This is a genomic window from Halalkalibacter oceani, assembly GCF_023715705.1.
GTDB lineage: Bacteria > Bacillota > Bacilli > Bacillales > Bacillaceae_D > Halalkalibacter > Halalkalibacter oceani_A.
Genome location: NZ_JAMBOS010000001.1, coordinates 260,368 through 282,710 on the forward strand (window position 1 = coordinate 260,368; position 22,343 = coordinate 282,710).

Genomic DNA, 22,343 nt, shown 5'->3' on the forward strand with positions numbered 1-22,343 from the left:
AAAAAAACTTGACAGTTAGGCGGAGCATGTTGTAATATGATATCTCGTAAAGGGAAATCACTTAACAAGGGGTTGGTGATGTGTTAGATAAGACGCTCCGAATGAATCTATTATATGATTTCTATCAATCCTTGCTAACACAAAAACAGCGGAAATACATGTCCTTGTACTATCTTGATGATTTCTCTTTGGGCGAGATTGCCGAAGCATTTGAAGTCAGCCGCCAGGCGGTGTACGATAATATTAAGCGGACAGAGGCGATGCTTGAGGAATATGAGGCAAAGCTGATGCTGCTGGCGAAATTCGAGCAGCGTACCGAACTGCTGGCTCAGATCAAGGAAGCAATCGAAAGCAATGCGACTCCTGAAGAGATCATGTCGATGCTTGACTCTCTTGAGAAATTGGACTAGGAGGCGACAACATGGCATTTGAAGGTTTAGCGGAGCGACTGCAGGATACATTAACAAAAATCCGTGGCAAAGGAAAGGTCAGTGAGCAGGACGTCAAGGAAATGATGCGCGAGGTTCGCCTTGCCTTACTGGAAGCGGATGTTAACTTTAAAGTGGTGAAGCAATTCATCGCCAGCGTCAAAGAAAAGGCGCTCGGGCAGGAAGTGATGAAAAGCTTAACGCCGGGGCAACAGATTATTAAGGTCGTCAATGAAGAACTGACCGCGCTTATGGGGGGCGAACAAAGCAAGATCGCCGTTGCCTCAAAGCCGCCGACCGTCGTGATGATGGTTGGGTTGCAAGGTGCTGGTAAGACAACGACGACAGCCAAGCTTGCCAATCATTTGCGCAAAAAGCATAATCGTCAGCCGTTGCTCGTTGCCGCCGATATTTACCGACCGGCGGCGATCAAACAGCTTGAAACGCTTGGAAAGCAGTTGAATATGCCGGTGTTCTCACTCGGCGATCAGGTGAGTCCGGTGGAGATTGCCAAACAGGCGATTGCCAAGGCAAAGGAAGATCATCATGATTATGTATTAATTGATACGGCCGGACGGCTTCATATCGATGAAACATTAATGGATGAGCTTAAGCAGGTAAAGGAACTTGCCAACCCTGATGAAATTTTGCTCGTTGTCGATGCGATGACCGGGCAGGATGCTGTCAACGTTGCCGAAAGCTTTAATGAACAGCTCGATATTACCGGGGTTGTACTGACGAAGCTCGACGGTGATACACGTGGGGGTGCGGCGATTTCCGTCAAGTCTGTCACGAATACGCCGATTAAGTTTGTCGGGATGGGCGAGAAAATCGACCAGCTCGAGCCGTTCCATCCGGAGCGGATGGCTTCGCGGATTCTTGGAATGGGTGATGTGCTGACATTGATTGAGAAAGCCCAATCAAATGTCGACGCCGAAAAAGCGCGCGAGCTTGAAAAGAAAATGCGGAATATGGATTTCACCTTTGATGATTTTCTTGAACAGCTTGACCAGGTTCGCAGCATGGGACCGCTTGATGAAATCCTGAACATGATGCCCGGCATGAACAAGATGAAGGGCATGAAGGATTTGCAGGTCGATGATAAGCAAATCGGCAAGGTCGAAGCGATCGTCCGTTCGATGACGAAGAAGGAAAAGCAGGAGCCGAGTATTATGAATGCCAGCCGCCGCCGCCGCGTTGCCGCCGGCAGTGGAACGACGATTCAGGATGTTAACCGGCTGCTGAAGCAGTTTGAAGACATGAAGAAGATGATGAAGCAGATGACCGGCATGGCTTCCGGCAAAGGGAAGAAAAGAGGCAAAGGTCTGGGAGGCTTTAAGCTTCCATTTTAAGAAGGAAGTCGCTTTTCCTGGTGAGGCGGGCAAGAAAGCTAATGGACAGCCATTTATCTTTTTGTTGATTACCAGGAGAATTGATGATAATATAAAAAATTGTGTGAACTATTTTTGGAGGTGTCCCACGAATGGCAGTAAAAATTCGTTTAAAGCGTATGGGTTCTAACAAAGCCCCATTCTATCGTGTAGTAGTAGCAGATTCTCGCGCTCCGCGTGACGGTCGTTTCATTGAAGAGATTGGAACGTACAACCCATTAACTCAACCAGCAAAAGTGAATATCGAAGAAGAGAAAGCTCTTGACTGGATGCTTAAAGGAGCGAAGCCGTCTGACACGGTTCGCAACCTGTTCTCAAAAGCGGGCTTAATGGAAAAGCTTCATAACGCGAAAAACCAAAAGTAAGAGAGTGTGACAACTCTCTAGCGATGAAGCTATTGCGCCTTTCCCTTTTTGATGATGAGTGAAAAGGAGAATCGTATGAAAGCGTTAGTTGAACACATTGTAAAAGCACTTGTTGACCAGCCTGAGCATGTTCAAGTTGAAGAGGTGCAAGAAGGAGCAACCCTATGCTTGCGTCTGATGGTCCATCCCGATGATGTCGGGAAGGTCATCGGCAAGCAAGGTCGGACCGCGAAAGCGATACGCTCGGTTGTTTATGCCGCTGCTGTTTCGCCGTACAAGCGAGTGCGAGTAGACATCGTGGATTAGCAACGCAGAAAAGGAGGAGTTGTCTCAAAGCCTAGCTTTTGGGACAGCTCCTTTTGCTATTGCAACAATTTGAAAAGGAAGGGCGAAGGAAATGAAAATACTTCGGACGGTCGTTGTCAAACAAGTTGTCACTGAAGCGAAAAAGCAGAGCATCGTGCAGGAGTTTAAAAGTGAAATTCTGCAATGTGAGCGCGAACTGGAGCAGCTTACTTTTCATTTACATAAAGCGACGAAGGATGTCGCCAGCAAGCATGAACAACAAACACTTCGAGCACGCTATAAAGAGGAAATTAAGCAGCGTAAAGAAAAGCTCGCTGAGCTGTCATTTAAGGTCGAGCAGCTGAGCAAGCTGGAACTTGGAACAGAGCTTCGCGATGGAACCGTCGAGACGATTGTTGAAATCAAAGAAGGGGATCCCTGGCCAGCTCCGGAGATGGAGATTGTCGTCAAAGACGGAGTGGTGGAGCAAATTCGTAGAAAGAAGGAATGAACAATGACAAATTGGTATAAAGTCGGAAAAATCGTCAATACACATGGGATCAGGGGAGAAGTGCGCGTCATTTCCTCGACGGACTTTGCCGAGGAGCGCTATGCGCCGGGTGTCGGCCTTCTGATCGGTCAATCTGCCGACGGAGAGGGAACGCCGGTCGTCGTCAAGCATCATCGCCGTCATAAAAACTTTGACCTGCTTCAATTTGAAGGCTATGACTCGATTAATGACGTTGAGGCGTTTAAAGGGTCGACATTGTTTGTTTCGGAGGAGCAGCTGGAAGAACTCGATGAGCACGAATATTATTACCATGAAATCATCGGCTGCACTGTCGTCACAGAAGAGGGAGAAAAGCTCGGGAAGGTGAAAGAAATCTTTGAAACTGGGGCGAATGATGTCTGGGTCGTGCAGCGCACCGCTGGAGGCAAGGATATTCTGCTGCCTTATATTGAAGATGTCGTCAGGGAGATCGATATCGAAGAAAAGCAGATCACGGTTCGGCTGTTAGAGGGACTTGTCGATGAAGATTGATGTCCTCTCACTCTTTCCGGAGATGTTTACGGGAGTTGTCAACACGTCGATTTTAAAGCAGGCGCAGGAACGGGAAGCGGTCAAGATTCAGGTCGTTGATTTTCGCACCTACGCTGATAATAAGCACCGGAAAGTCGATGATTATCCGTATGGCGGTGGAGCGGGAATGGTGTTAAGCCCGCAGCCGCTGTTCGACGCCGTCGATGCGCTAAAAAGAGAAAGCGGGACAAAGCCCCGCGTCATTCTTCTTTGCCCGCAGGGAGAGCGCTACAGCCAACAAAAAGCCGAGGAGCTGGCCGCTGAGGAGCATTTGATCCTATTATGCGGCCACTACGAAGGCTATGATGAGCGGATTCGCGAGCATCTCGTTACCGATGAAATCTCGATTGGCGATTATGTGCTGACAGGCGGCGAGCTCGGAGCGATGGTGCTGATTGACAGCGTCGCCCGCCTTTTGCCCGGCGTGCTCGGAAATGAGGAGTCGGCGGTGACGGATTCCTTTTCGACCGGCCTGCTTGAGCATCCGCATTATACACGTCCGGCTGATTTTCGCGGGATGAAGGTGCCTGACGTTCTGCTGTCCGGCCATCATAAAAACATTGAAGAATGGCGTGAAAAAGAAGCGCTCCGCCGGACATGGGAAAGGCGGCCTGATTTGTTGGAGCAGGAGACCTTATCTGAAAAGCAGCAGCGCTGGCTGAAGGAGTTTCGAGAAAAGCATTAAAGGGAGTTGTGTTAGGCTCTGCTCTATGCTATTATAGTCTTTGTGGCTAATAGCCAGTGATTACGATGTTCCGCTGCAGGCAGCCTGTTATGAGCATCTGTATGGAAGGAGTGGAATTATACGATGAACAACATTATCCGTGAAATTACAAATGATCAGCTTCGCAGTGACCTGCCGGCGTTTCGTCCTGGTGACACATTACGTGTACACGTAAAGGTTGTTGAGGGAACTCGTGAGCGTATTCAGGTATTTGAAGGCGTTGTGATCAAGCGTCGTGGTACTGGTGTAAGTGAAACTTTCACAGTGCGTAAGATCTCATACGGTGTAGGTGTTGAACGTACATTCCCATTACATTCACCAAAGATCGATAAGATCGAAGTGAAGCGTCGCGGTAAAGTACGTCGTGCGAAACTTTACTACTTGCGTAATCTGCGCGGTAAAGCGGCCCGTATTAAAGAAATTCGATAACACACGAAAAGAGGCGGCCTGATGTGCAGCCTCGAAGCAGCGGGTCGAGTCTGCGATGCAGAGCGAGGACCGCTGTTTCCCTTGGGGTTTTCCCATACAAAAAGAGGGTGTCCCCCAAAGCCAAGGCTTTTGGGACACCCTCTTTTTGTTTGAAGAGAGTTATTGTTCATAAGGAAGCAAGCTTGTGATAAACTATGGCATAGTCAGGTAAATGTTTGTAATGGAGGCATGGGTATGAGTGAGAAAAAAAAGGAATCATGGGAATGGTTAAAAGCGGTAGTTGTTGCCCTTGTTCTCGCTTTCTTGATTCGACAGTTTTTGTTTGCCCCGGTGATCGTTGATGGGGAATCAATGCTTCCGACACTGGAGAACAGCGACCGTTTAATTGTCAATAAAATCGGCTACGTGTTCGGCGAACCGGAACGCTTTGATATTATCGTCTTCCATGCTCCGGCCGGCAAAGACTATATTAAACGGGTAATCGGCCTGCCAGGGGATCGGGTCGAGTATCGCGATGATACGCTTTATATTAATGGAGAGCCGCTTGAGGAACCCTATTTAGATGAGCTGCGGCCTTTGTATGAGGATGGCTTGACCGGTGATTTCGAGCTCGATGGAGTCGTACCGGAGGATGAGCTGTTCGTCCTTGGAGACAACCGTTGGCACAGCCGTGACAGCCGCGATATCGGCACGGTTCATATCGATGAAGTGATCGGCAAGGCCAATGTCGTGTTTTGGCCGATCTCAAATATACGAATTGCAAAGTAGGTGAAGCAGCATGACGATTCAGTGGTTTCCCGGACATATGGCCAAGGCGCGTCGTGAAGTAACGGAGAAGCTCGGCTTTATCGATGTCATTATTGAGCTGTTAGATGCGCGTGTTCCGCTTGCATCGAGAAATCCGATGATTGATGAAATCGTCGCGCATAAACCGAGGCTCGTTTTGTTAAATAAAGCCGATTTAGCCGATCCGGCGATCACGGAGCGCTGGAAACAGTATTTTGAAGAAAAAGGAGCGCTCGTGCTGGCGATCAATGCGCAAACGGGAAAAGGCACCGAAAAGATCGCCGCCGCCTGCACAAAGCTGGCACGGCCGCTCATTGAGAAATGGCGGTCGAAGGGAATGAAGCCGAGAGCGATCAGAGCGATGATTCTCGGAATCCCGAATGTCGGGAAGTCAACGCTTATTAACCGGCTGGCGCAAAAGCGGACAGCGCAGGTCGGGGACCGTCCAGGGGTAACGAAAAGGCAGCAATGGATCAAAGTGGGTAAAGAGCTCGAGCTGCTCGATACGCCGGGAATATTATGGCCCAAATTCGAAGATCAGGTGATTGGCTACCGCCTGGCGGCAACCGGAGCGATTAAGGATGAGCTCCTTGATTTTCAGGATATCGCCCTGTTTGTTTTAAATTATATGAAGGATGCCTATCCGACATTAATTCAAAGCCGGTACAAGCTTGATCAGATTCCGGAAGACGGGCTCGCCCTGTTTGATGAGATCGGGCGAAAGCGCGGCTGCCTGCTGCCTGGTGGCGAGGTTCATTATGACAAGGCGGCCGAAATCATTCTGCGGGAAACAAGGGCAGGAACGATTGGCCGGATTTCTTTGGAAACGCCTGAACAGGAGTAAAGGAACGCGCAGCTGTCCGGCTGCAAAAGAGGGGGGACGCAGGCTGGCAGGCTTTGCGCCGTCCTCTCTTTTTTGTTTTAGGCCTTCCCTGCTTTAGATTAACAAAAAAGGGCCGATATAGATGATAAGAAGAAAAATAGCGATTCAGTGGCACGGAACAATAAAGGAGAAAAAATGAAACAATCGATTCACCAAATCAGACAACTGCTTGAACAGCCGGAAGTTGAACAGGAGCAGCTCGACAAGCTGGCCGGGGACGAACGAAAAGGGGTTCAAACATTACTAAAGCAGTACAGGAAGCGGCAAGAGGAGCGTCACCAATTGCTCGCCATGCATGACCAAATGAACGAGTACGAGCGCCAGTTGCGATCTCAGGGCTATCACGCGCTGGCGGGGATCGATGAAGTCGGACGGGGACCGCTCGCCGGGCCGGTCGTCGCAGCGGCCGTCATTCTTCCGCCTGACTTCAGGCTGCTCGGCTTGACCGATTCAAAAAAGCTGACGAAACAAAAGCGTGAGGCGTTTTCTGAAATAATCAAGCGGGAAGCGGTCGCTTATTCCATTGAAATGGTTCATGCGGATGAAATTGATCGGATCAATATCTATCAAGCTACGAAAATGGCGATGAAGGCAGCGATCTCGACGTTACATAAGGAGCCGGACTATCTTTTGCTTGATGCAATGAGCCTTCAGCTCGATATTCCGCAAACAAGCCTGATCAAAGGCGATGAAAAAAGCATTACGATCGCCGCCAGTTCCGTTATCGCCAAAGTGGCCCGTGATACATATATGGCTGAGCTGGAAACGAAATATCCGGGCTACGGCTTTTCACGCCACGCCGGGTACGGGACAAAGGAGCATTTGGCGGCGATTGACCGACTCGGCGTGACACCCGAGCATCGCCGTTCGTTCAAACCGGTACAGGAAAGAGCGTAAGAACAGCTAGGAGGGATGAAGATGATACAGTCGCGCATTCATAATGAAGGGATCGGTCAGTCGGCCCAGCCCCGATCATTACAGCTTACCCAAGGCCAGGTGTTCCAGGGCCGGATCGCTAAGCTCTATCCCCAGAATATGGCCGCTTTGCAGGTACGCGGGATGACGGTAACAGCCCGTCTGGAAGCCGCTTTGACAGCGGGTCAGCGCTATTGGTTTGAAGTCCAGGAAAGCGCGGGGATTCCGCGGCTGCGCGTTTTAGATGATAACGCGATCAGACAGAGAGAAGGGCTTGGTGACCAGCCGTCGGTCCAAAAGCTGATTCAGCAGCTCTCCCTCCCGGCTTCGAAGGAAACAGAGGCTTTTGTCCGGCAATTAACAGAACAGCAGCAGCCGTTTACCAGGCAAACAGTCGTCGCAGGCTCGCAGCTGTTGAATGAACTGCAGCAGTTTAATCAGAAGGGCTTCCAGACTTTGATCGAGATGATCCAACGCCAGCTTCCTTTAACGAAGGAGACGTTTCAGGCTTACCAGGCGCTCACAGCCGGCCCCTCATTGACTCAACAGCTGCAACGGCTAAGTCAAATGCTAGAACAAAGCAATCATTCCGCCTCCGCTCAGCTCAGACAGCTCACCGCTTCACTTGTTCATGGCGATCAGCAGGCCAGGCCGTCGCCGGTTGTCCAGCTAATGAGCCAATTTGCCGCCGAAGGGGAGGGAGAGGCAGGCCGGGGCGCCGGCCAACTCCTCGCTCGTCTTGGCATCATTCAGGCAGGAACAGACAGTTCGCAGCTTGCCAGACAATTTCAGGCCGCGGTGCTTCATCCAGCGAATCGAGAAATCGCCGCTTCTCTTTGGCCGGATATAAGGAGCGGCCAGGGATCTGAATTGAGCAGGATGGAACCGCGGCAATTTCTCGAAACGATGCTCGCCCGTCTGACAATACCGGCGGGGAAAGCCGGTGAGCCGGCCTTGCAGCAGCTGCTCCAGCTTTTGCAAATCAAAGAACCAGCGGCGAATTTGAACACCCGCTGGCTGGCGTTGCCACAGCAGGAACTGTCGGCGAGTGAGAGATCGGCTTTTCTTCAGGTGCTTGAATCAGCCACGCCGTTTGCGCAAGAGAAAGGCGGACCTGCCAGACATTTGCAAAATCTGCTCCAGTTGCTTGGTTATCAACATGAGCGCGATGTCAGCCGCTTGCTGCAGGGAGAGCTGACGAGAGAGACGGTGATGACAGATCGTTTAAAGGCGCAATTGCTCCAGCTCCAGCAGCAGGATCTACCGGCGAGTCTGAAGGAGCAGGTCAATCAAACCCTTCAGCGTCTGACCGGCCAGCAGCTGCTTGCCCAGGAGCAAAACGGTCCTTACCAGCAACTGGTTCTCCAGCTCCCGTTAACGCTAGGAGCGTGGCAGACCGACATGACCGTACAGTGGGAAGGAAAAAAGCAGCAGAATGGAGAGCTAAATCCCGATTACTGCCGCATTCTTTTTTACTTAACGCTGGAACAGCTTGAGGAGACGATCGTCGATGTTCAGATTCAAAACCGTGTTGTGACCGTGACTGTCTTTAATGAAAAGGAAAGTCCCGAAGCGCTGATCCATTTATTGCTACCTGGGTTAAAAACAGGTCTAGCCGAGCATAACTATCAATTGCTTTCGGTGAAATGGCGCAAGATGAAGGATGCACAGGCGAGCCCGCAACAGGCAAATCAAGTGTACAAGCCCCATGTGCATTATCAGGGAGTGGATGTGAGAATATGAAGCAGGAACGCAAGAAGCAGGCCGTCGCCCTCCGTTATCAGGCTGAAACAGATGTTTCGCCGAAAGTGGTGGCGAAAGGGAAGGGCTATGTCGCGGAGGAATTGATTGCAAAGGCGCAGGAGAACGACGTTCCGATTCAGGAGGACCCTTCCCTCGTTGAAATGCTGGCACAGCTTGAGGTTAATCAAACCATTCCGCCTGAGCTTTATGAAGTCGTAGCCGAAGTGTTTTCATTTATTTATAAAATTGACCAGCACCAGAAATAAGTCTAATAGTGGACGAATGATCAGGATATACTATGCCCGTAACGTCTTACCGAAGGAGGGCTGGTCGATGAAGGAAAATAAACTGCTTGTCCCTGAAGCAATCTCTTTTATGGAAAGCTATCAGGAGGAATTCGCACAGGAATTCGGCATTCATTTTTCCGTCCAGGAGACAGATGCCAGAGCAAAGGACATGACAAAGAAAGTACGTAAAGAACAAAATAAGGAATCCAAGAAGAAAGCCGATAAGCAGCAATAAGCAGAGACAGGGGCTGGACGATCGTCGACTCAGCCTCTCCTCGACAAATGGTAAACTGGGACGAGCGTGGCCGCTGTCTCTTTTTTTTTTGAGTGGCAGATCATTCCTTCCGAGACCGGCGCCAAAAGACCCCACTTCCTTTTTGAAACAGCGCTTTAATTTATTTGTCATCTCCTTGGATTTCCCCTCCCAAAAAGATGAAATAAGTGCTAAAATAGAAGAGGATTTTGCCGGACATGATCGATTTTTATCAGACGGCTTAAATTACATGCATTGATAGGAGGCTGGAGAGAGAATGAATATCCATGAGTATCAAGGAAAAGAGCTCCTTCGTCAATACGGCGTTGCGGTTCCCAATGGGAAAGTAGCGTTCTCTGTTGAAGAAGCAGTAGAAGCAGCAAAAGAGTTAGGAACAGACGTTTGTGTGGTGAAAGCACAAATCCATGCAGGTGGCCGTGGTAAGGCTGGAGGAGTCAAGGTTGCAAAAAATCTTGACGAAGTACGTACATATGCTGCTGATATTCTTGGTAAAACGCTAGTCACTCACCAGACAGGTCCAGAAGGTAAGGAAGTAAAGCGCTTACTAATCGAAGAAGGCTGCGATATTAAAAATGAATACTATATCGGGCTTGTTCTTGATCGCGCGACATCACGCGTCGTGATGATGGCTTCAGAAGAAGGCGGTACGGAAATTGAAGAAGTAGCGGAAGCAACTCCGGAAAAGATCTTTAAAGAGATCATTGATCCGGCTGTTGGCCTGCAAGGTTTCCAGGCTCGCCGACTCGCTTTTAACATTAACATTCCAAAGGAGCTTGTTGGTCAAGCTGTTAAATTTATGATGGGCTTGTATAAAGCCTTTGTTGAAAAGGATTGCTCGATTGCCGAGATCAACCCGCTTGTAACAACTGGCGACGGAAAGGTAATGGCGCTTGATGCGAAGCTGAACTTTGACTCCAACGCGCTTTACCGTCAGAAGGATGTGCTTGAGTACCGCGATTTGGAAGAAGAAGATCCAAAGGAAATCGAAGCTTCTAAATATGACTTAAGCTATATTTCATTAGACGGCAATATCGGATGTATGGTTAACGGTGCCGGGTTGGCGATGGCAACGATGGATATCATCAAGCATTACAATGGTGATCCGGCCAACTTCCTTGATGTAGGTGGCGGTGCCACTGCCGAGAAAGTAACGGAAGCATTCAAGATCATTCTTTCCGATGATAACGTAAAAGGAATTTTCGTCAACATTTTCGGTGGAATCATGAAATGTGACATTATCGCGGAAGGCGTAGTGGAAGCGACGAAGCAGGTAGGCTTGGAAATTCCACTTGTTGTACGTCTTGAAGGTACAAATGTTGACTTAGGGAAGAAGATTCTTAAAGAATCCGGCTTAAATATTACGGCTGCGGATTCAATGGCTGACGGCGCACAAAAAATTGTTTCATTAGTGAAATAGAAAGGCGGGGACACGATAATGAGCATCCTTATTAATAAAGATACGAAAGTAATCGTTCAAGGGATTACAGGAGCAACCGGTCTGTTTCATACGCAGCAGGCGGTTGAATATGGAACGAAGATTGTCGGCGGTGTAACACCGGGTAAAGGCGGCACGGAAGTAGAAGGTATTCCGGTATTTGATACTGTTGAGCAGGCTGTGAAAGAGACAGGAGCTAATGTAACGGTTATTTATGTACCACCAGCATTCGCTGCTGACGCGATTATGGAAGCTGTCGACGCCGAGCTTGATTTGGCGATTTGTATTACAGAAGGCATTCCGGTGCTTGATATGGTGAAAGTCAAGCGTTTCATGGAAGGCAAAAAGACGCGTTTAATCGGTCCGAACTGCCCTGGTGTTATTACTCCTGAAGAATGTAAGATCGGCATTATGCCTGGTTATATTCATAAAAAAGGTCATGTCGGCGTTGTGTCACGTTCCGGTACATTAACGTATGAAGCGGTTCATCAATTGTCAACGAACGGAATTGGACAATCTTCCGCTGTCGGAATCGGGGGAGACCCGGTTAACGGAACAAACTTTATTGACGTTCTTAAGCTTTTCAATGAAGATCCGGACACATATGCGGTAATCATGATTGGTGAAATCGGCGGAACAGCAGAGGAAGAAGCTGCTGAGTGGATCAAAGAAAATATGACAAAGCCGGTTGTCGGCTTCATTGGCGGACAAACAGCCCCTCCAGGAAAGCGCATGGGTCATGCCGGCGCGATTATTTCTGGCGGAAAAGGAACGGCGGCTGAAAAAATCAAAACGTTGGAAAGCTGCGGCGTAAAAGTAGCCGAGACTCCATCTGTTATGGGTCAGACGTTAATTTCTGTTTTGGAAGAAAAAGGTATTCTGGAAAAGTGTAAGACACACAGCTAATCCGTGAAGAAATTGTCATAAAATTGTCGATTTTTCATTTTGAGAAGGAAGACAAACGTTGCATCGAGGCCGGGCAAAAGGGAGAACTTAACCTTTTGGCCCAGCCTCTGTCATAACGTTCCGCCTATAAAAAGGAGGGATATGCGGCGCATGACCAGCTTTCGGACGAGATGGATTCATCTTCACAGCTGCTTCGGCACGAACAGAAGGCTTTTTAAGAAAATAATCGACGAGGATCCAGAGCTTCAATTAATTTACCAGTATAGACCGCCCGACTTCGAGAAAGCATTTTCTCTTCCCCCTACTAAAGCAATAATGCTTCATCAAGCCCTCCATCACATCTCTTCGGCTCAGCTCGAGCAGTTTTTTCAAGAACACGGCATTATCCCACTCACCTTCCATGATCCAACCTATCCATTTTTGCTGAAACATATTTACGATCCCCCGTTTGTGTTATATACGCAAGGCTTGCAGCATATTCTGACCAATAAGCGAACAGTCGCTGTCGTCGGCACGCGAAAGCCGACCGGGGCAGGCGTGAAAAGCGCTGCCTATTTTGTTCGGGCTTTGGCGGAAGACGGCTGGACAATTGTCAGCGGTCTGGCCCGCGGAATTGATATGCTCGCCCATCAACAGGCGATCCGGGCGAATGGCCGGACGATCGCCGTACTCGCCTCCGGCTTTCACTTTCCTTACCCGCAAGAAAGCAAATCATTATTTCAGTATATGGCCAAAAGCCAGCTGCTTGTCAGTGAATATCCTCCTTGGGTTAGACCACGCAAATGGCATTTTCCAATCCGGAACCGGATTGTCAGCGGCCTGTCGCAGGCTGTTGTCGTCATAGAGGCGAAGAAAAAAAGCGGCTCCCTGATCACGGCGGATCAGGCGCTTGAGCAGGGACGGGACGTGTTCGCCGTGCCGGGCTCGATCTTTTCCGCTGAATCAGAAGGGACGAATCGTCTTATTCAACAAGGTGCAAAGCTGATTGTCACGAAAGACGACCTGCTTCAGGAGCTGCCAAACATCATTGAAAAAAGCTGACTGCGCCTCTTTGAATGCCCTTTTTTCGGAAAAGAATTTAAGCTGCCGTTTGACAAATGGAGAAAGTCTGTTTAATAATAGGGAAGATTTTAATATATTCTTCGAGAGAGGGAGCTGCTTACATGGCCGATTATTTAGTAATCGTGGAATCTCCCGCCAAAGCAAAGACCATTGGAAAGTATTTAGGCAAAAAATATATTGTAAAGGCTTCAATGGGACATGTTAGAGACTTACCAAAAAGTCAAATGGGAGTAGATGTTGAAAAAGGTTTTGAACCAAGGTATATTACTATTCGCGGAAAAGGCCCTGTATTAAAAGAGTTGAAATCAGCTGCCAAGAAAGTAAAACGAGTTTACTTAGCGGCTGACCCCGATAGAGAGGGTGAAGCCATTGCCTGGCATTTGGCTCACAGTTTAAATATTGACGAGAATTCGGAATGTAGGGTCGTCTTTAATGAAATTACAAAGCAGGCAATAAAGGATGCCTTTAAAAGTCCGCGTTCGATTAATATGGACCTGGTCGATGCCCAGCAGGCGAGACGGATTTTGGACCGGCTTGTCGGTTACAATATAAGTCCATTACTATGGAAGAAAGTCAAAAAAGGGTTGAGCGCCGGGCGTGTGCAATCCGTTGCCGTTAAGATGATTATCGAGCGGGAAAAAGAGATTAAAGCGTTTGTTCCTGAAGAATACTGGAGCATTCAGGCGCAGTTTTCACTTGAAAACGAGCCGTTTGAAGCACGGTTTTACGGAGTCGACGGACAGAAGCAGGAGCTTGCTTCCGAGGAGGATGTCAACAAAGTACTCGAGCGGCTGAAATCCGACCAGTTTCAAGTGACATCCGTCAAAAAGAAGGAACGGAAACGAAATCCGGTCACTCCGTTTACGACATCATCGCTGCAACAGGAAGCGGCCCGGAAATTAAACTTCCGCGCGAAGAAAACGATGATGATCGCCCAGCAGCTATATGAAGGGATTGATCTTGGCAAGAAGGAAGGGACAGTCGGGTTAATTACGTATATGCGTACCGATTCCACCCGGATTTCCGAGACCGCGCAGGCGGAGGCGAAGGAATACATTACCTCAACATATGGCGAGGACTACAGCCGTAAAGAAAAGCGGGTCGTCAAAAAAGATAAAAAAGCGCAGGATGCGCATGAAGCGATCCGGCCGACATCAGTCTGGAAAGAACCGAAAACGGTCAAGAGCTATTTATCAAGAGATCAGTTCAGGCTGTATAAGCTGATTTGGGAACGGATGGTGGCCAGTGAAATGGCGCCGGCGATCATGGACACGATGACGGTTGACATCGAACAAAACAATGTTCAATTCCGGGCAACAGGCTCGAAAGTAAAGTTTCCTGGTTTCATGAAGGTGTACATCGAAGGCAATGACGACGGCAAGAAAGAAGAGGACCGTTTGCTTCCGAACTTACAGGAAGGACAGTCGGTGAAAAAGCTTGAGATTGAGCCGAACCAGCACTTCACCCAGCCGCCGCCGCGTTATACAGAGGCACGTCTTGTTAAAACGATGGAAGAGCTTGGAATCGGCCGCCCATCCACCTATGCGCCGACGCTCGACACGATCCAAAAAAGAGGATATGTCGCCTTGGAGGACAGACGGTTCGTCCCGACGGAGCTAGGTGAAATTGTCCTTGAGATGATCGTCGAATTTTTCCCGGAGATTCTCGATGTCGAATTCACGGCGAAGATGGAAAATGATCTTGATTCCATTGAGGAAGGCCAGCAGCGCTGGATTTCGATTATTGATGAATTTTATCAGGGGTTTGAAAAACGCCTCTCCCATGCGGAAGAGGAAATGAAGGAAGTTGAAATCAAGGATGAGCCGGCCGGCGAGGATTGTCAGAAGTGCGGGCATGAAATGGTCTATAAAATGGGCCGTTTCGGTAAGTTCATGGCTTGCTCCAATTTTCCTGAATGCCGGAACACAAAGGCGATCGTCAAAGAAATCGGCGTCAAATGCCCGACATGTAAAGAAGGCAATGTAGTCGAGCGGAAAAGTAAAAAACGTCGAGTCTTTTACGGCTGTGACCGCTATCCGGAATGCGACTTTATTTCATGGGATAAGCCGATCGCCAGACCATGTCCGAAATGCGGAAAAATGCTGGTGGAGAAGAAAACGAAAAACGGCGTCCATGTAGAATGCTCGGCCTGCGATTATAAAGAGGAAGCCAATTAGCAGTTGTACGCTGGTGGCCCGCCCGGGCAGAGGACGTAAAAAACATAAAAAGCAAAATAGTTGAAAAAAAGACCGGCTCGTATTATGATGGTAGTCGGATAAGAGACAATCGCCTTCACCTTACGGTGAAGGCATTTCTACTGTTTGAAAAGCAAGCGGTTTTTTAAGTTGGAGGGATTAGACGACGTGACACAACAACATGTAAACGTAATAGGAGCGGGGCTGGCCGGCAGTGAAGCCGCCTGGCAGCTGGCGAAGCGCGGCATTCAGGTTCATCTTTATGAAATGCGTCCGGTAAAGCAGACACCCGCTCATCATACAGATAAATTCGCAGAACTGGTTTGCAGCAATTCTTTACGCGGCAATTCATTAACGAACGCCGTCGGTGTGCTGAAGGAAGAAATGCGCCAGTTGGATTCCGTCATTATCCGTTCGGCGGATGAAGCCTCCGTTCCGGCCGGCGGAGCGCTTGCGGTCGATCGCCATGAGTTTGCTGGAGCGGTGACGAAGCAGGTCAAGCATCACCCGAATGTGACGGTGTTTACTGAAGAGGTGACCTCCATTCCGGAAGGACCGACGATTATTGCAACCGGTCCTTTAACTTCGGCTGAGCTTTCCGCTGAATTAAAGGCATTAACCGGCGAGGAGTATTTATACTTTTATGACGCGGCGGCGCCTATTATTGAAACAGACTCAATTGATATGAATAAGGTTTATTTGAAATCGCGCTATGACAAAGGAGAAGCGGCTTATTTAAACTGTCCGATGACGGAGGAGGAATTCGACCGTTTTTATGAAGCGCTCATTTCCGCAGAAACGGTGCCGCTGAAAGAATTCGAAAAAGAGATCTTTTTTGAAGGCTGTATGCCGATTGAAGTCATGGCGAAGCGCGGACGGAAGACGATGCTCTTCGGGCCGATGAAACCGGTTGGCCTTGAACATCCGGAGACAGGGAAGCGTCCGTTCGCCGTCGTCCAGCTGAGACAGGATAACACGTCCGGAACGCTATATAATATTGTCGGCTTTCAGACACATTTAAAATGGGGACCGCAGAAAGAAGTGATTCGTCTGATTCCAGGCTTGGAAAATGCCGAAATCGTCCGCTATGGCGTGATGCACCGCAATACGTTCATCAACTCGCCAAATTTGCTTAAACCGACCTATCAATACAAGCAGCGCGATGATTTATTTTTCGCCGGGCAAATTACTGGTGTCGAGGGCTATGTGGAATCAGCGGCGGCCGGACTGGTTGCTGGAATCAATGCCGCGCGCTATGTACAGCAGCAGGATTTGCTGACATTCCCAGACGAGACGGTCATCGGCAGTATGGCTGCTTATATTACAACGGCCAATGCGAAAAATTTTCAGCCGATGAATGCGAATTTTGGTTTACTTCCGCCATTAGAGGTAAGAATTAAGAATAAACAGGAACGTTACGAGCAACTCGCTGGGCGCGCATTGGGCACAATTCAGAATTTTGTGAAAAAAATGTAAACATCGTTGTCAGAGCTACTAAATCATGTTAGAATTTAGTAGCTCTAGAGGCGAGAGGGGTGTTTTGTGTTGGGAAAGCAGTCCTGGCTCGAGCAATTTATCGTCTATTTACAAATGGAAAAAAACAGCTCCTTACATACGATCCGGAGTTATAAGCGGGATATTGATGATTTTTATCAGTTTATGAAAGCCAAGGGAGTCCAAGAATTCCCGGATGTGACAAGAGCTGATGTTCGCGCTTATTTAACGATGCTATATGAGAAGAACTATGCGAGAAAAACGGTATCACGGAAAATTTCTGCATTAAGAAGCCTCTATAATTTTCACATGCGTGAAAAACGTGTGTCGGAGAATGTCTTTTCCACTGTATTCCTTCCCAAACATGAAGGTCGGCTGCCGACGTTCCTCTATGAAGAAGAAATCCAGGAACTCTTTTATTCCTTGCAGGGGCATAAGCCGCTTGATCAACGCGACCGCGCCTTGCTGGAACTGTTGTATGCGACGGGGATGCGCGTAAGTGAATGCGCAGGTCTTGCCGTTCATGATCTCGATTTGTCGATCGGCACGGTGCTTGTCCATGGGAAGGGACGGAAAGAACGCTATCTCCCTGTCGGTTCTTTCGCTCTTGAGGCGATTGAGCGTTACATCAATGACGGGCGGCGGCAGCTCGAAAAAAAGACATCACCCGACGCGCTTTTTCTCAATTACAAAGGGGGACAGCTGACGGATCGCAGCATCCGGACGATTGTCAAAAAACGGATGGAGCAGGCCGCTCAGCATAAGCATCTGCGTCCGCATGATATCCGCCATTCCTTTGCGACCCACCTGCTTAATAATGGAGCTGATTTGCGGGTAGTACAAGAGCTGCTCGGTCATGAGCATTTGTCAACGACGCAGATGTACACCCATGTGACAAAGGAGAGACTACGGCATGTTTATCAGGCGCATCATCCTCGGGCATAACGAAGTAGATGAAGGAGGAAGGATATGAGTCAATTCCATGCAACGACGATTTTTGCCATTCAGCACAACGGAGCCTGCGCGATGGCCGGTGATGGTCAGGTGACGTTTGGCAATGCTGTTGTGATGAAGCATACAGCGAGAAAAGTACGAACGATTTATCAGGGGAAGGTGCTGGCAGGCTTTGCCGGTTCAGTCGCTGATGCTTTTACGTTGTTTGAAAAATTCGAATCCAGGTTAGAAGAATATAACGGGAATTTGCAGCGGGCCGCTGTAGAAGTTGCAAAAGAATGGCGAAGTGACAAAGTGCTTAGACGGCTGGAAGCGATGCTGATTGTGATGAACCGGGAACATTTGCTGCTCGTTTCGGGAACCGGGGAAGTGATTGAACCCGATGACGGCATTCTGGCGATTGGCTCGGGAGGCAATTATGCGCTTGCCGCAGGACGTGCATTGAAAAAACACGCGCCTGCTTTGTCAGCGAAGGATATTGCCGCAGCCGCGCTCGAGACAGCGGGAGATATCTGCGTGTACACAAACGATAACGTCGTTGTTGAGGAACTAAGCTGAGCCGTAAGCAATTAATTCCCTATGGAGAGTGATCGTTATGAAAACAGCCTTTACCCCACGTGAAATTGTTGAACGTCTGGATCAATTTATCGTCGGACAGGAGCAGGCGAAGAAGTCGGTAGCCATTGCCCTCCGTAATCGCTATCGCCGCAGCTTGCTTGATGACAAAATAAAAGACGAAGTCACCCCGAAGAATATTTTAATGATTGGACCGACGGGAGTCGGGAAAACAGAAATCGCCCGGCGGCTCGCTAAGCTGGTCGGCGCTCCATTTGTCAAAGTGGAGGCAACGAAATTCACTGAAGTAGGCTATGTCGGGCGCGATGTCGAGTCGATGGTGAGAGATCTCGTCGAAACAAGCGTCCGCATCGTCAAGGTGGAAAAGATGGCGGCGGTGCGTGCCCAGGCCGAAGAGCAGGCGAATCAGCGCATCATTGATTTGCTGCTTCCTTCGAAAAAAAAGCAGTCCACCTATAAGAACCCTTTCGAAATGCTGTTCGGTCAGCAGGAAGCGGAGCAGCCTGCCGAACCGGATGCTTCGCAGGAAAATACGAGAGAGCAGCAACGGCGGCAGCTTGCTCACCAGCTTGCGTTAGGTGAGCTTGAAGACCGGATGGTGACGATTGAGGTGGAGGAGCAGTCGCAAAGCTTTATGGATATGTTTCAGGGCGCCGGCATGGAGCAGATGGGAATGAACATGCAGGAAATGCTCGGTGGGATGCTGCCGAAGAAGCGCAAAAAAAGACGGCTGCCGATTTCCGACGCGCGTAAAGTGCTGACGGAGGAAGAAGCACAGAAGCTGATCGATATGGATGAGGTGACGCAGGAAGCTGTCGAAAAGGCGGAGCAGCTTGGCATCATTTTCATTGATGAGATTGACAAGGTCGTCGGCAAAGGTCAGCAATCGGCTGATGTTTCACGCGAAGGTGTTCAGCGTGACATCCTTCCGATTGTCGAAGGCTCGACGATTGTGACCAAATACGGCCCGGTGAAAACCGATCATATCCTCTTTATCGGAGCGGGGGCCTTTCATATCGCCAAGCCTTCTGATTTGATTCCGGAGCTTCAGGGCCGCTTTCCGATCCGTGTGGAGCTGACGAATCTGACAGTTGATGATTTTGTCAGGATTATGGTCGAGCCCAATAATGCGCTCATTAAGCAATATAGTGCGCTTCTTGAAACAGAAGGTATAAAAATCAAATTTTCTGACGAAGCTGTTCATAAGATTGCGACTATTGCTACAGAGGTCAACCAGGAGACGGAAAATATCGGCGCGAGACGGTTGCATACGCTGCTGGAACGGCTATTGGAGGATTTATCATTCGAAGCTCCTGATATTACGTTGGAAGAAATCGTGATCACACCAGAATACGTCGACGAAAAACTAGCATCTATTGCCAAGAACCGAGATTTAAGTCAATACATTTTGTAAAAAAACAGGAGGAGAGAAAAAAATGAATTTATTATCAAGGACAAGAAAAATCAATGAGATGTTGCAAAAGTCAGGAGGACAGCACGTCAGCTTCCGCGCGATGGCGGAAACGCTTCGCGATACGATCAGCTGCAATATTTTCGTACTGAGCAGACGTGGGAAGGTGCTTGGGTATGCAATCAAGCAGGAGATTGAAAATGAGCGCATGAAAAAAATGCTCGAGGACAGACGTTTTCCGGAGGAATACACAGATAATCTCTTTAAAATTGAGGAGACTTCAGCCAATCTGGATATCGACAGTGAATTCACCGCGTTTCCTGTTGAGAATAAGGACTTGTTTCAAAGTGGCTTAACGACGATTGTCCCGATTCAAGGCGGCGGACAGCGTCTTGGTACGTTAATTTTAGCGCGCCTGAATGACTCTTTCAGCGATGATGATCTCATCCTTGCTGAATATGGCGCAACGGTAGTCGGCATTGAAATTTTACACGAGAAGACGCAGGAAATTGAAGAGGAAGCAAGAAGCAAGGCGGTCGTGCAAATGGCGATCAGCTCGCTATCCTACAGTGAGCTGGAGGCTGTTGAGCATATTTTCCACGAGCTCGATGGCAAGGAAGGCTTACTTGTCGCCAGTAAGATTGCCGACCGCGTCGGGATCACGCGCTCGGTCATCGTCAACGCTCTCCGCAAGCTGGAAAGCGCCGGCGTTATTGAATCGCGTTCACTCGGTATGAAAGGAACCTATATCAAAGTGTTGAATGATAAGTTCCTCGTCGAGCTTGAAAAGCTGAAGGCGAAATAAAGAGGACTATACAGCAAAAGGGAAAAAATTTTTTCAATAAGCCGTTAAGCTTGTGAAAACTTCAACTGCTTCACAACCGTTTTAAATGGGAGGCGGCGGTTACGTTTTCTGTGTGGCGCAGGAGGGAAAAGCTCTCCTGCGCTCTGTTCAAACAATAGTTAGACTTCATCGCTGCTTGTAAAGGGTGCGTCAAAAGGGAAAACAACCTTTTGACGCACTTTTTTTGTTTGGCTCGGGTTCGTGGTGGTCATCAACATCTCAAGAGTAGACATAGGGGAGAGAGGAAGAAGAGATAGGCGGACTGTTTTGATAAAAGAAATCAGTTGTAAAGGATTTTTGAATGGGATTATTGGTAGATTTTTTCTGTATTGTGTAGCCTGGACGTAACAAATATGATACAAATATTACAACAGTGTTAAAATAGTAATTTATTTGTCGTTTTTTGTGCTTTATCTAAAAATTCATATAAGTTCTTAGTAAAATAGTGCGTATGTGTCGGTATTTGTACTATAATGTAGATTATGGATGATAGTTTTTGTATAGTTTTGCGACAAAAGTCCACAATTTACTCTAGTTCTTTTATATCGAATTTCCTATTTTTACAAACGGTATTAGACTTTTCCTGTGACTTTGTTTACAATTTCATTGAGAGCTTATGTGAAAATATGAATAAATCTATAAGATACTGTCGAAAGGTGGAATAATAGATGGATCTTTTTGGCGGCTCGACGTTCAGAGTGCTTGAGCGCGGGCTTGATGGAGCTCAGTTAAGACAAAATGCAATCTCGCAAAACATCGCCAATGTCGATACACCTTATTACAAAGCGAAGGATGTTTCCTTCAAAGAGACATTGCAGCAGGCGATGAATGAACCGAAACTAAAGGCTTATCGGACGAATGAAAAGCATCTTGAATTTTCAACAACAAGCCAGGGACCTGTAATCGAGACAACGAGAAACACGATGTATAACCATAACCAGAATAATGTCGATATTGATCTGGAAATGGCGGAATTGGCGAAAAACCAAATTTATTACAATGCGCTAATCGACAGAATGAATGGCCGCTTCTCAAGCTTGCAAACGGTCATTAGAGGAGGAAGTTAAAAATGAGTATTTTTCATGGGCTTAATACGAGCGCCTCGGCTCTTACCTCGCAGCGGCTGCGGATGGATGTAATCTCGGCCAACATGGCAAATGCTGAATCGACGAGAGCGAGGATGGTGGATGGGGAGTGGCAGCCGTACCGGCGGAAAATGGTCGTGATGCAACCGAACGAAAAACAACCGTTCTCAGCTTTTTTGCATCAGGCGATGGGCCGTTCGACAAATTCTGAAATCGGCCATGGGGTAAAGGTCTCGGCGATCGTTGATGATCAAACACCGTTCAAGGAGATGTATGACCCCGAGCATCCCGATGCGAATGAAGAAGGATACGTACAACTGCCTAATGTTGATCCATTAAGGGAGATGGTTGATTTAATGAGTGCAACGCGCTCGTATGAAGCGAATGTCACCACGCTCAATGCATCAAAAAATATGTTACTGAAAGCACTAGAAATTGGTAGATAGGAGTGATAAAAGTTGGATATTAAAATAGGTCAATCTCCTTTTGTTTTTCAAGGTGGAATACATAATCAAAATGGATCAAGAATGTCCGCGGGGGAGGCTCATCAATCTTTTAAAACTGCTTTGAACGAAGCAATTGAGCATGTGAACAGCCTGCAACAGGAATCGGCACAAAAAACAGAAAGACTGGCAAGTGGGGAAATTGATGATTTGCACGACGTGATGATTACGGGTCAAAAAGCAAGTATTACGTTACAGGCAACGGTAGAGGTTCGGAATAAAGTGATTGAAGCATACCAAGAAATCATGAGAATGCAAGTGTAATGCTTGTTCTGTTTGAGTCTCAC

At 48.2% G+C, this 22,343-nt stretch carries 26 protein-coding genes; all 26 read left to right on the forward strand.

All coding sequences use genetic code 11. The features are described 5' to 3' along the window. Positions 1 to 80: 80 nt before the first annotated feature. The 26 genes from M3212_RS01320 (at position 81) to fliE (ending at position 22,320) form a co-directional block, all read left to right on the forward strand. On the forward strand, positions 81 to 410 hold the full coding sequence (locus M3212_RS01320) for a putative DNA-binding protein (protein ID WP_251192119.1): 330 nt from the start codon (positions 81 to 83) through the stop codon (positions 408 to 410). Positions 411 to 421: 11 nt separating this feature from the next. Next, a complete protein-coding gene (gene ffh / locus M3212_RS01325; protein WP_251192120.1) occupies positions 422 to 1,780 on the forward strand; it encodes a signal recognition particle protein in 1,359 nt (452 codons plus the stop codon). Between the two features lie 131 nt (positions 1,781 to 1,911). After that, entirely contained in the window at positions 1,912 to 2,184 is a 273-nt protein-coding gene (gene rpsP / locus M3212_RS01330; RefSeq protein WP_251192121.1) for a 30S ribosomal protein S16, read from the forward strand. A gap of 75 nt (positions 2,185 to 2,259) precedes the next feature. Further along, complete coding sequence (locus M3212_RS01335; RefSeq protein ID WP_251192122.1) at positions 2,260 to 2,490, forward strand: KH domain-containing protein; 231 nt, start codon at positions 2,260 to 2,262, stop codon at positions 2,488 to 2,490. 91 nt (positions 2,491 to 2,581) lie between these two features. Then, on the forward strand, positions 2,582 to 2,980 hold the full coding sequence (locus M3212_RS01340) for a YlqD family protein (RefSeq protein WP_251192123.1): 399 nt from the start codon (positions 2,582 to 2,584) through the stop codon (positions 2,978 to 2,980). Positions 2,981 to 2,983: 3 nt separating this feature from the next. Beyond that, positions 2,984 to 3,511: a ribosome maturation factor RimM gene (rimM, locus tag M3212_RS01345; RefSeq protein ID WP_251192124.1), complete on the forward strand. Its 528-nt coding sequence runs from the start codon at positions 2,984 to 2,986 to the stop codon at positions 3,509 to 3,511. Then, the gene (trmD, locus tag M3212_RS01350; protein WP_251192125.1) at positions 3,501 to 4,235 is read left to right on the forward strand and encodes a tRNA (guanosine(37)-N1)-methyltransferase TrmD; all 735 of its coding nucleotides are present in this window, start codon (positions 3,501 to 3,503) and stop codon (positions 4,233 to 4,235) included. Before rimM ends, trmD begins: the two co-directional genes overlap by 11 nt. Before the next feature lie 123 nt (positions 4,236 to 4,358). Then, positions 4,359 to 4,703 (forward strand): 50S ribosomal protein L19, encoded by a 345-nt coding sequence (gene rplS, locus M3212_RS01355; protein WP_251192126.1) that lies wholly within the window; start codon positions 4,359 to 4,361, stop codon positions 4,701 to 4,703. 234 nt (positions 4,704 to 4,937) lie between these two features. Further along, positions 4,938 to 5,471 carry a signal peptidase I gene (gene lepB / locus M3212_RS01360; protein ID WP_251192127.1) on the forward strand — a complete coding sequence of 178 codons (534 nt, stop codon included), beginning with the start codon at positions 4,938 to 4,940 and terminating at the stop codon, positions 5,469 to 5,471. Between the two features lie 10 nt (positions 5,472 to 5,481). Then, positions 5,482 to 6,333: a ribosome biogenesis GTPase YlqF gene (ylqF, locus tag M3212_RS01365; RefSeq protein ID WP_251192128.1), complete on the forward strand. Its 852-nt coding sequence runs from the start codon at positions 5,482 to 5,484 to the stop codon at positions 6,331 to 6,333. A gap of 174 nt (positions 6,334 to 6,507) precedes the next feature. Beyond that, a complete protein-coding gene (locus tag M3212_RS01370; protein ID WP_251192129.1) occupies positions 6,508 to 7,269 on the forward strand; it encodes a ribonuclease HII in 762 nt (253 codons plus the stop codon). A 21-nt stretch (positions 7,270 to 7,290) separates the two neighbouring features. Then, entirely contained in the window at positions 7,291 to 9,030 is a 1,740-nt protein-coding gene (locus tag M3212_RS01375) for a hypothetical protein (protein ID WP_251192130.1), read from the forward strand. Then, positions 9,027 to 9,296 carry an EscU/YscU/HrcU family type III secretion system export apparatus switch protein gene (locus M3212_RS01380; RefSeq protein WP_251192131.1) on the forward strand — a complete coding sequence of 90 codons (270 nt, stop codon included), beginning with the start codon at positions 9,027 to 9,029 and terminating at the stop codon, positions 9,294 to 9,296. Before M3212_RS01375 ends, M3212_RS01380 begins: the two co-directional genes overlap by 4 nt. A gap of 67 nt (positions 9,297 to 9,363) precedes the next feature. Next, positions 9,364 to 9,552 carry a small, acid-soluble spore protein, alpha/beta type gene (locus tag M3212_RS01385; protein ID WP_251192132.1) on the forward strand — a complete coding sequence of 63 codons (189 nt, stop codon included), beginning with the start codon at positions 9,364 to 9,366 and terminating at the stop codon, positions 9,550 to 9,552. Positions 9,553 to 9,847: 295 nt separating this feature from the next. Then, complete coding sequence (gene sucC / locus M3212_RS01390) at positions 9,848 to 11,008, forward strand: ADP-forming succinate--CoA ligase subunit beta (RefSeq protein WP_251192133.1); 1,161 nt, start codon at positions 9,848 to 9,850, stop codon at positions 11,006 to 11,008. An 18-nt stretch (positions 11,009 to 11,026) separates the two neighbouring features. Further along, positions 11,027 to 11,932 (forward strand): succinate--CoA ligase subunit alpha, encoded by a 906-nt coding sequence (sucD, locus tag M3212_RS01395; protein WP_251192134.1) that lies wholly within the window; start codon positions 11,027 to 11,029, stop codon positions 11,930 to 11,932. A 150-nt stretch (positions 11,933 to 12,082) separates the two neighbouring features. Then, complete coding sequence (dprA, locus tag M3212_RS01400) at positions 12,083 to 12,973, forward strand: DNA-processing protein DprA (protein WP_251192135.1); 891 nt, start codon at positions 12,083 to 12,085, stop codon at positions 12,971 to 12,973. A gap of 122 nt (positions 12,974 to 13,095) precedes the next feature. Further along, entirely contained in the window at positions 13,096 to 15,171 is a 2,076-nt protein-coding gene (topA, locus tag M3212_RS01405; protein ID WP_251192136.1) for a type I DNA topoisomerase, read from the forward strand. 186 nt (positions 15,172 to 15,357) lie between these two features. Beyond that, entirely contained in the window at positions 15,358 to 16,665 is a 1,308-nt protein-coding gene (trmFO, locus tag M3212_RS01410) for an FADH(2)-oxidizing methylenetetrahydrofolate--tRNA-(uracil(54)-C(5))-methyltransferase TrmFO (RefSeq protein ID WP_251192137.1), read from the forward strand. 69 nt (positions 16,666 to 16,734) lie between these two features. Beyond that, positions 16,735 to 17,628 (forward strand): tyrosine recombinase XerC, encoded by an 894-nt coding sequence (gene xerC, locus M3212_RS01415; RefSeq protein WP_285873901.1) that lies wholly within the window; start codon positions 16,735 to 16,737, stop codon positions 17,626 to 17,628. A 24-nt stretch (positions 17,629 to 17,652) separates the two neighbouring features. After that, positions 17,653 to 18,195, forward strand: coding sequence for an ATP-dependent protease subunit HslV (gene hslV / locus M3212_RS01420; RefSeq protein WP_251192138.1), 543 nt, complete (start codon positions 17,653 to 17,655; stop codon positions 18,193 to 18,195). Positions 18,196 to 18,232: 37 nt separating this feature from the next. Then, positions 18,233 to 19,627, forward strand: coding sequence for an HslU--HslV peptidase ATPase subunit (gene hslU / locus M3212_RS01425; protein WP_251192139.1), 1,395 nt, complete (start codon positions 18,233 to 18,235; stop codon positions 19,625 to 19,627). Between the two features lie 22 nt (positions 19,628 to 19,649). Next, positions 19,650 to 20,429 carry a GTP-sensing pleiotropic transcriptional regulator CodY gene (gene codY, locus M3212_RS01430; protein WP_251192140.1) on the forward strand — a complete coding sequence of 260 codons (780 nt, stop codon included), beginning with the start codon at positions 19,650 to 19,652 and terminating at the stop codon, positions 20,427 to 20,429. 707 nt (positions 20,430 to 21,136) lie between these two features. After that, positions 21,137 to 21,535, forward strand: coding sequence for a flagellar basal body rod protein FlgB (gene flgB / locus M3212_RS01435; protein ID WP_251192141.1), 399 nt, complete (start codon positions 21,137 to 21,139; stop codon positions 21,533 to 21,535). A 2-nt stretch (positions 21,536 to 21,537) separates the two neighbouring features. Next, complete coding sequence (flgC, locus tag M3212_RS01440; protein WP_251192142.1) at positions 21,538 to 21,999, forward strand: flagellar basal body rod protein FlgC; 462 nt, start codon at positions 21,538 to 21,540, stop codon at positions 21,997 to 21,999. A 12-nt stretch (positions 22,000 to 22,011) separates the two neighbouring features. Further along, positions 22,012 to 22,320 (forward strand): flagellar hook-basal body complex protein FliE, encoded by a 309-nt coding sequence (gene fliE, locus M3212_RS01445; RefSeq protein WP_251192143.1) that lies wholly within the window; start codon positions 22,012 to 22,014, stop codon positions 22,318 to 22,320. The last annotated feature ends 23 nt before the right edge of the window (positions 22,321 to 22,343 follow it).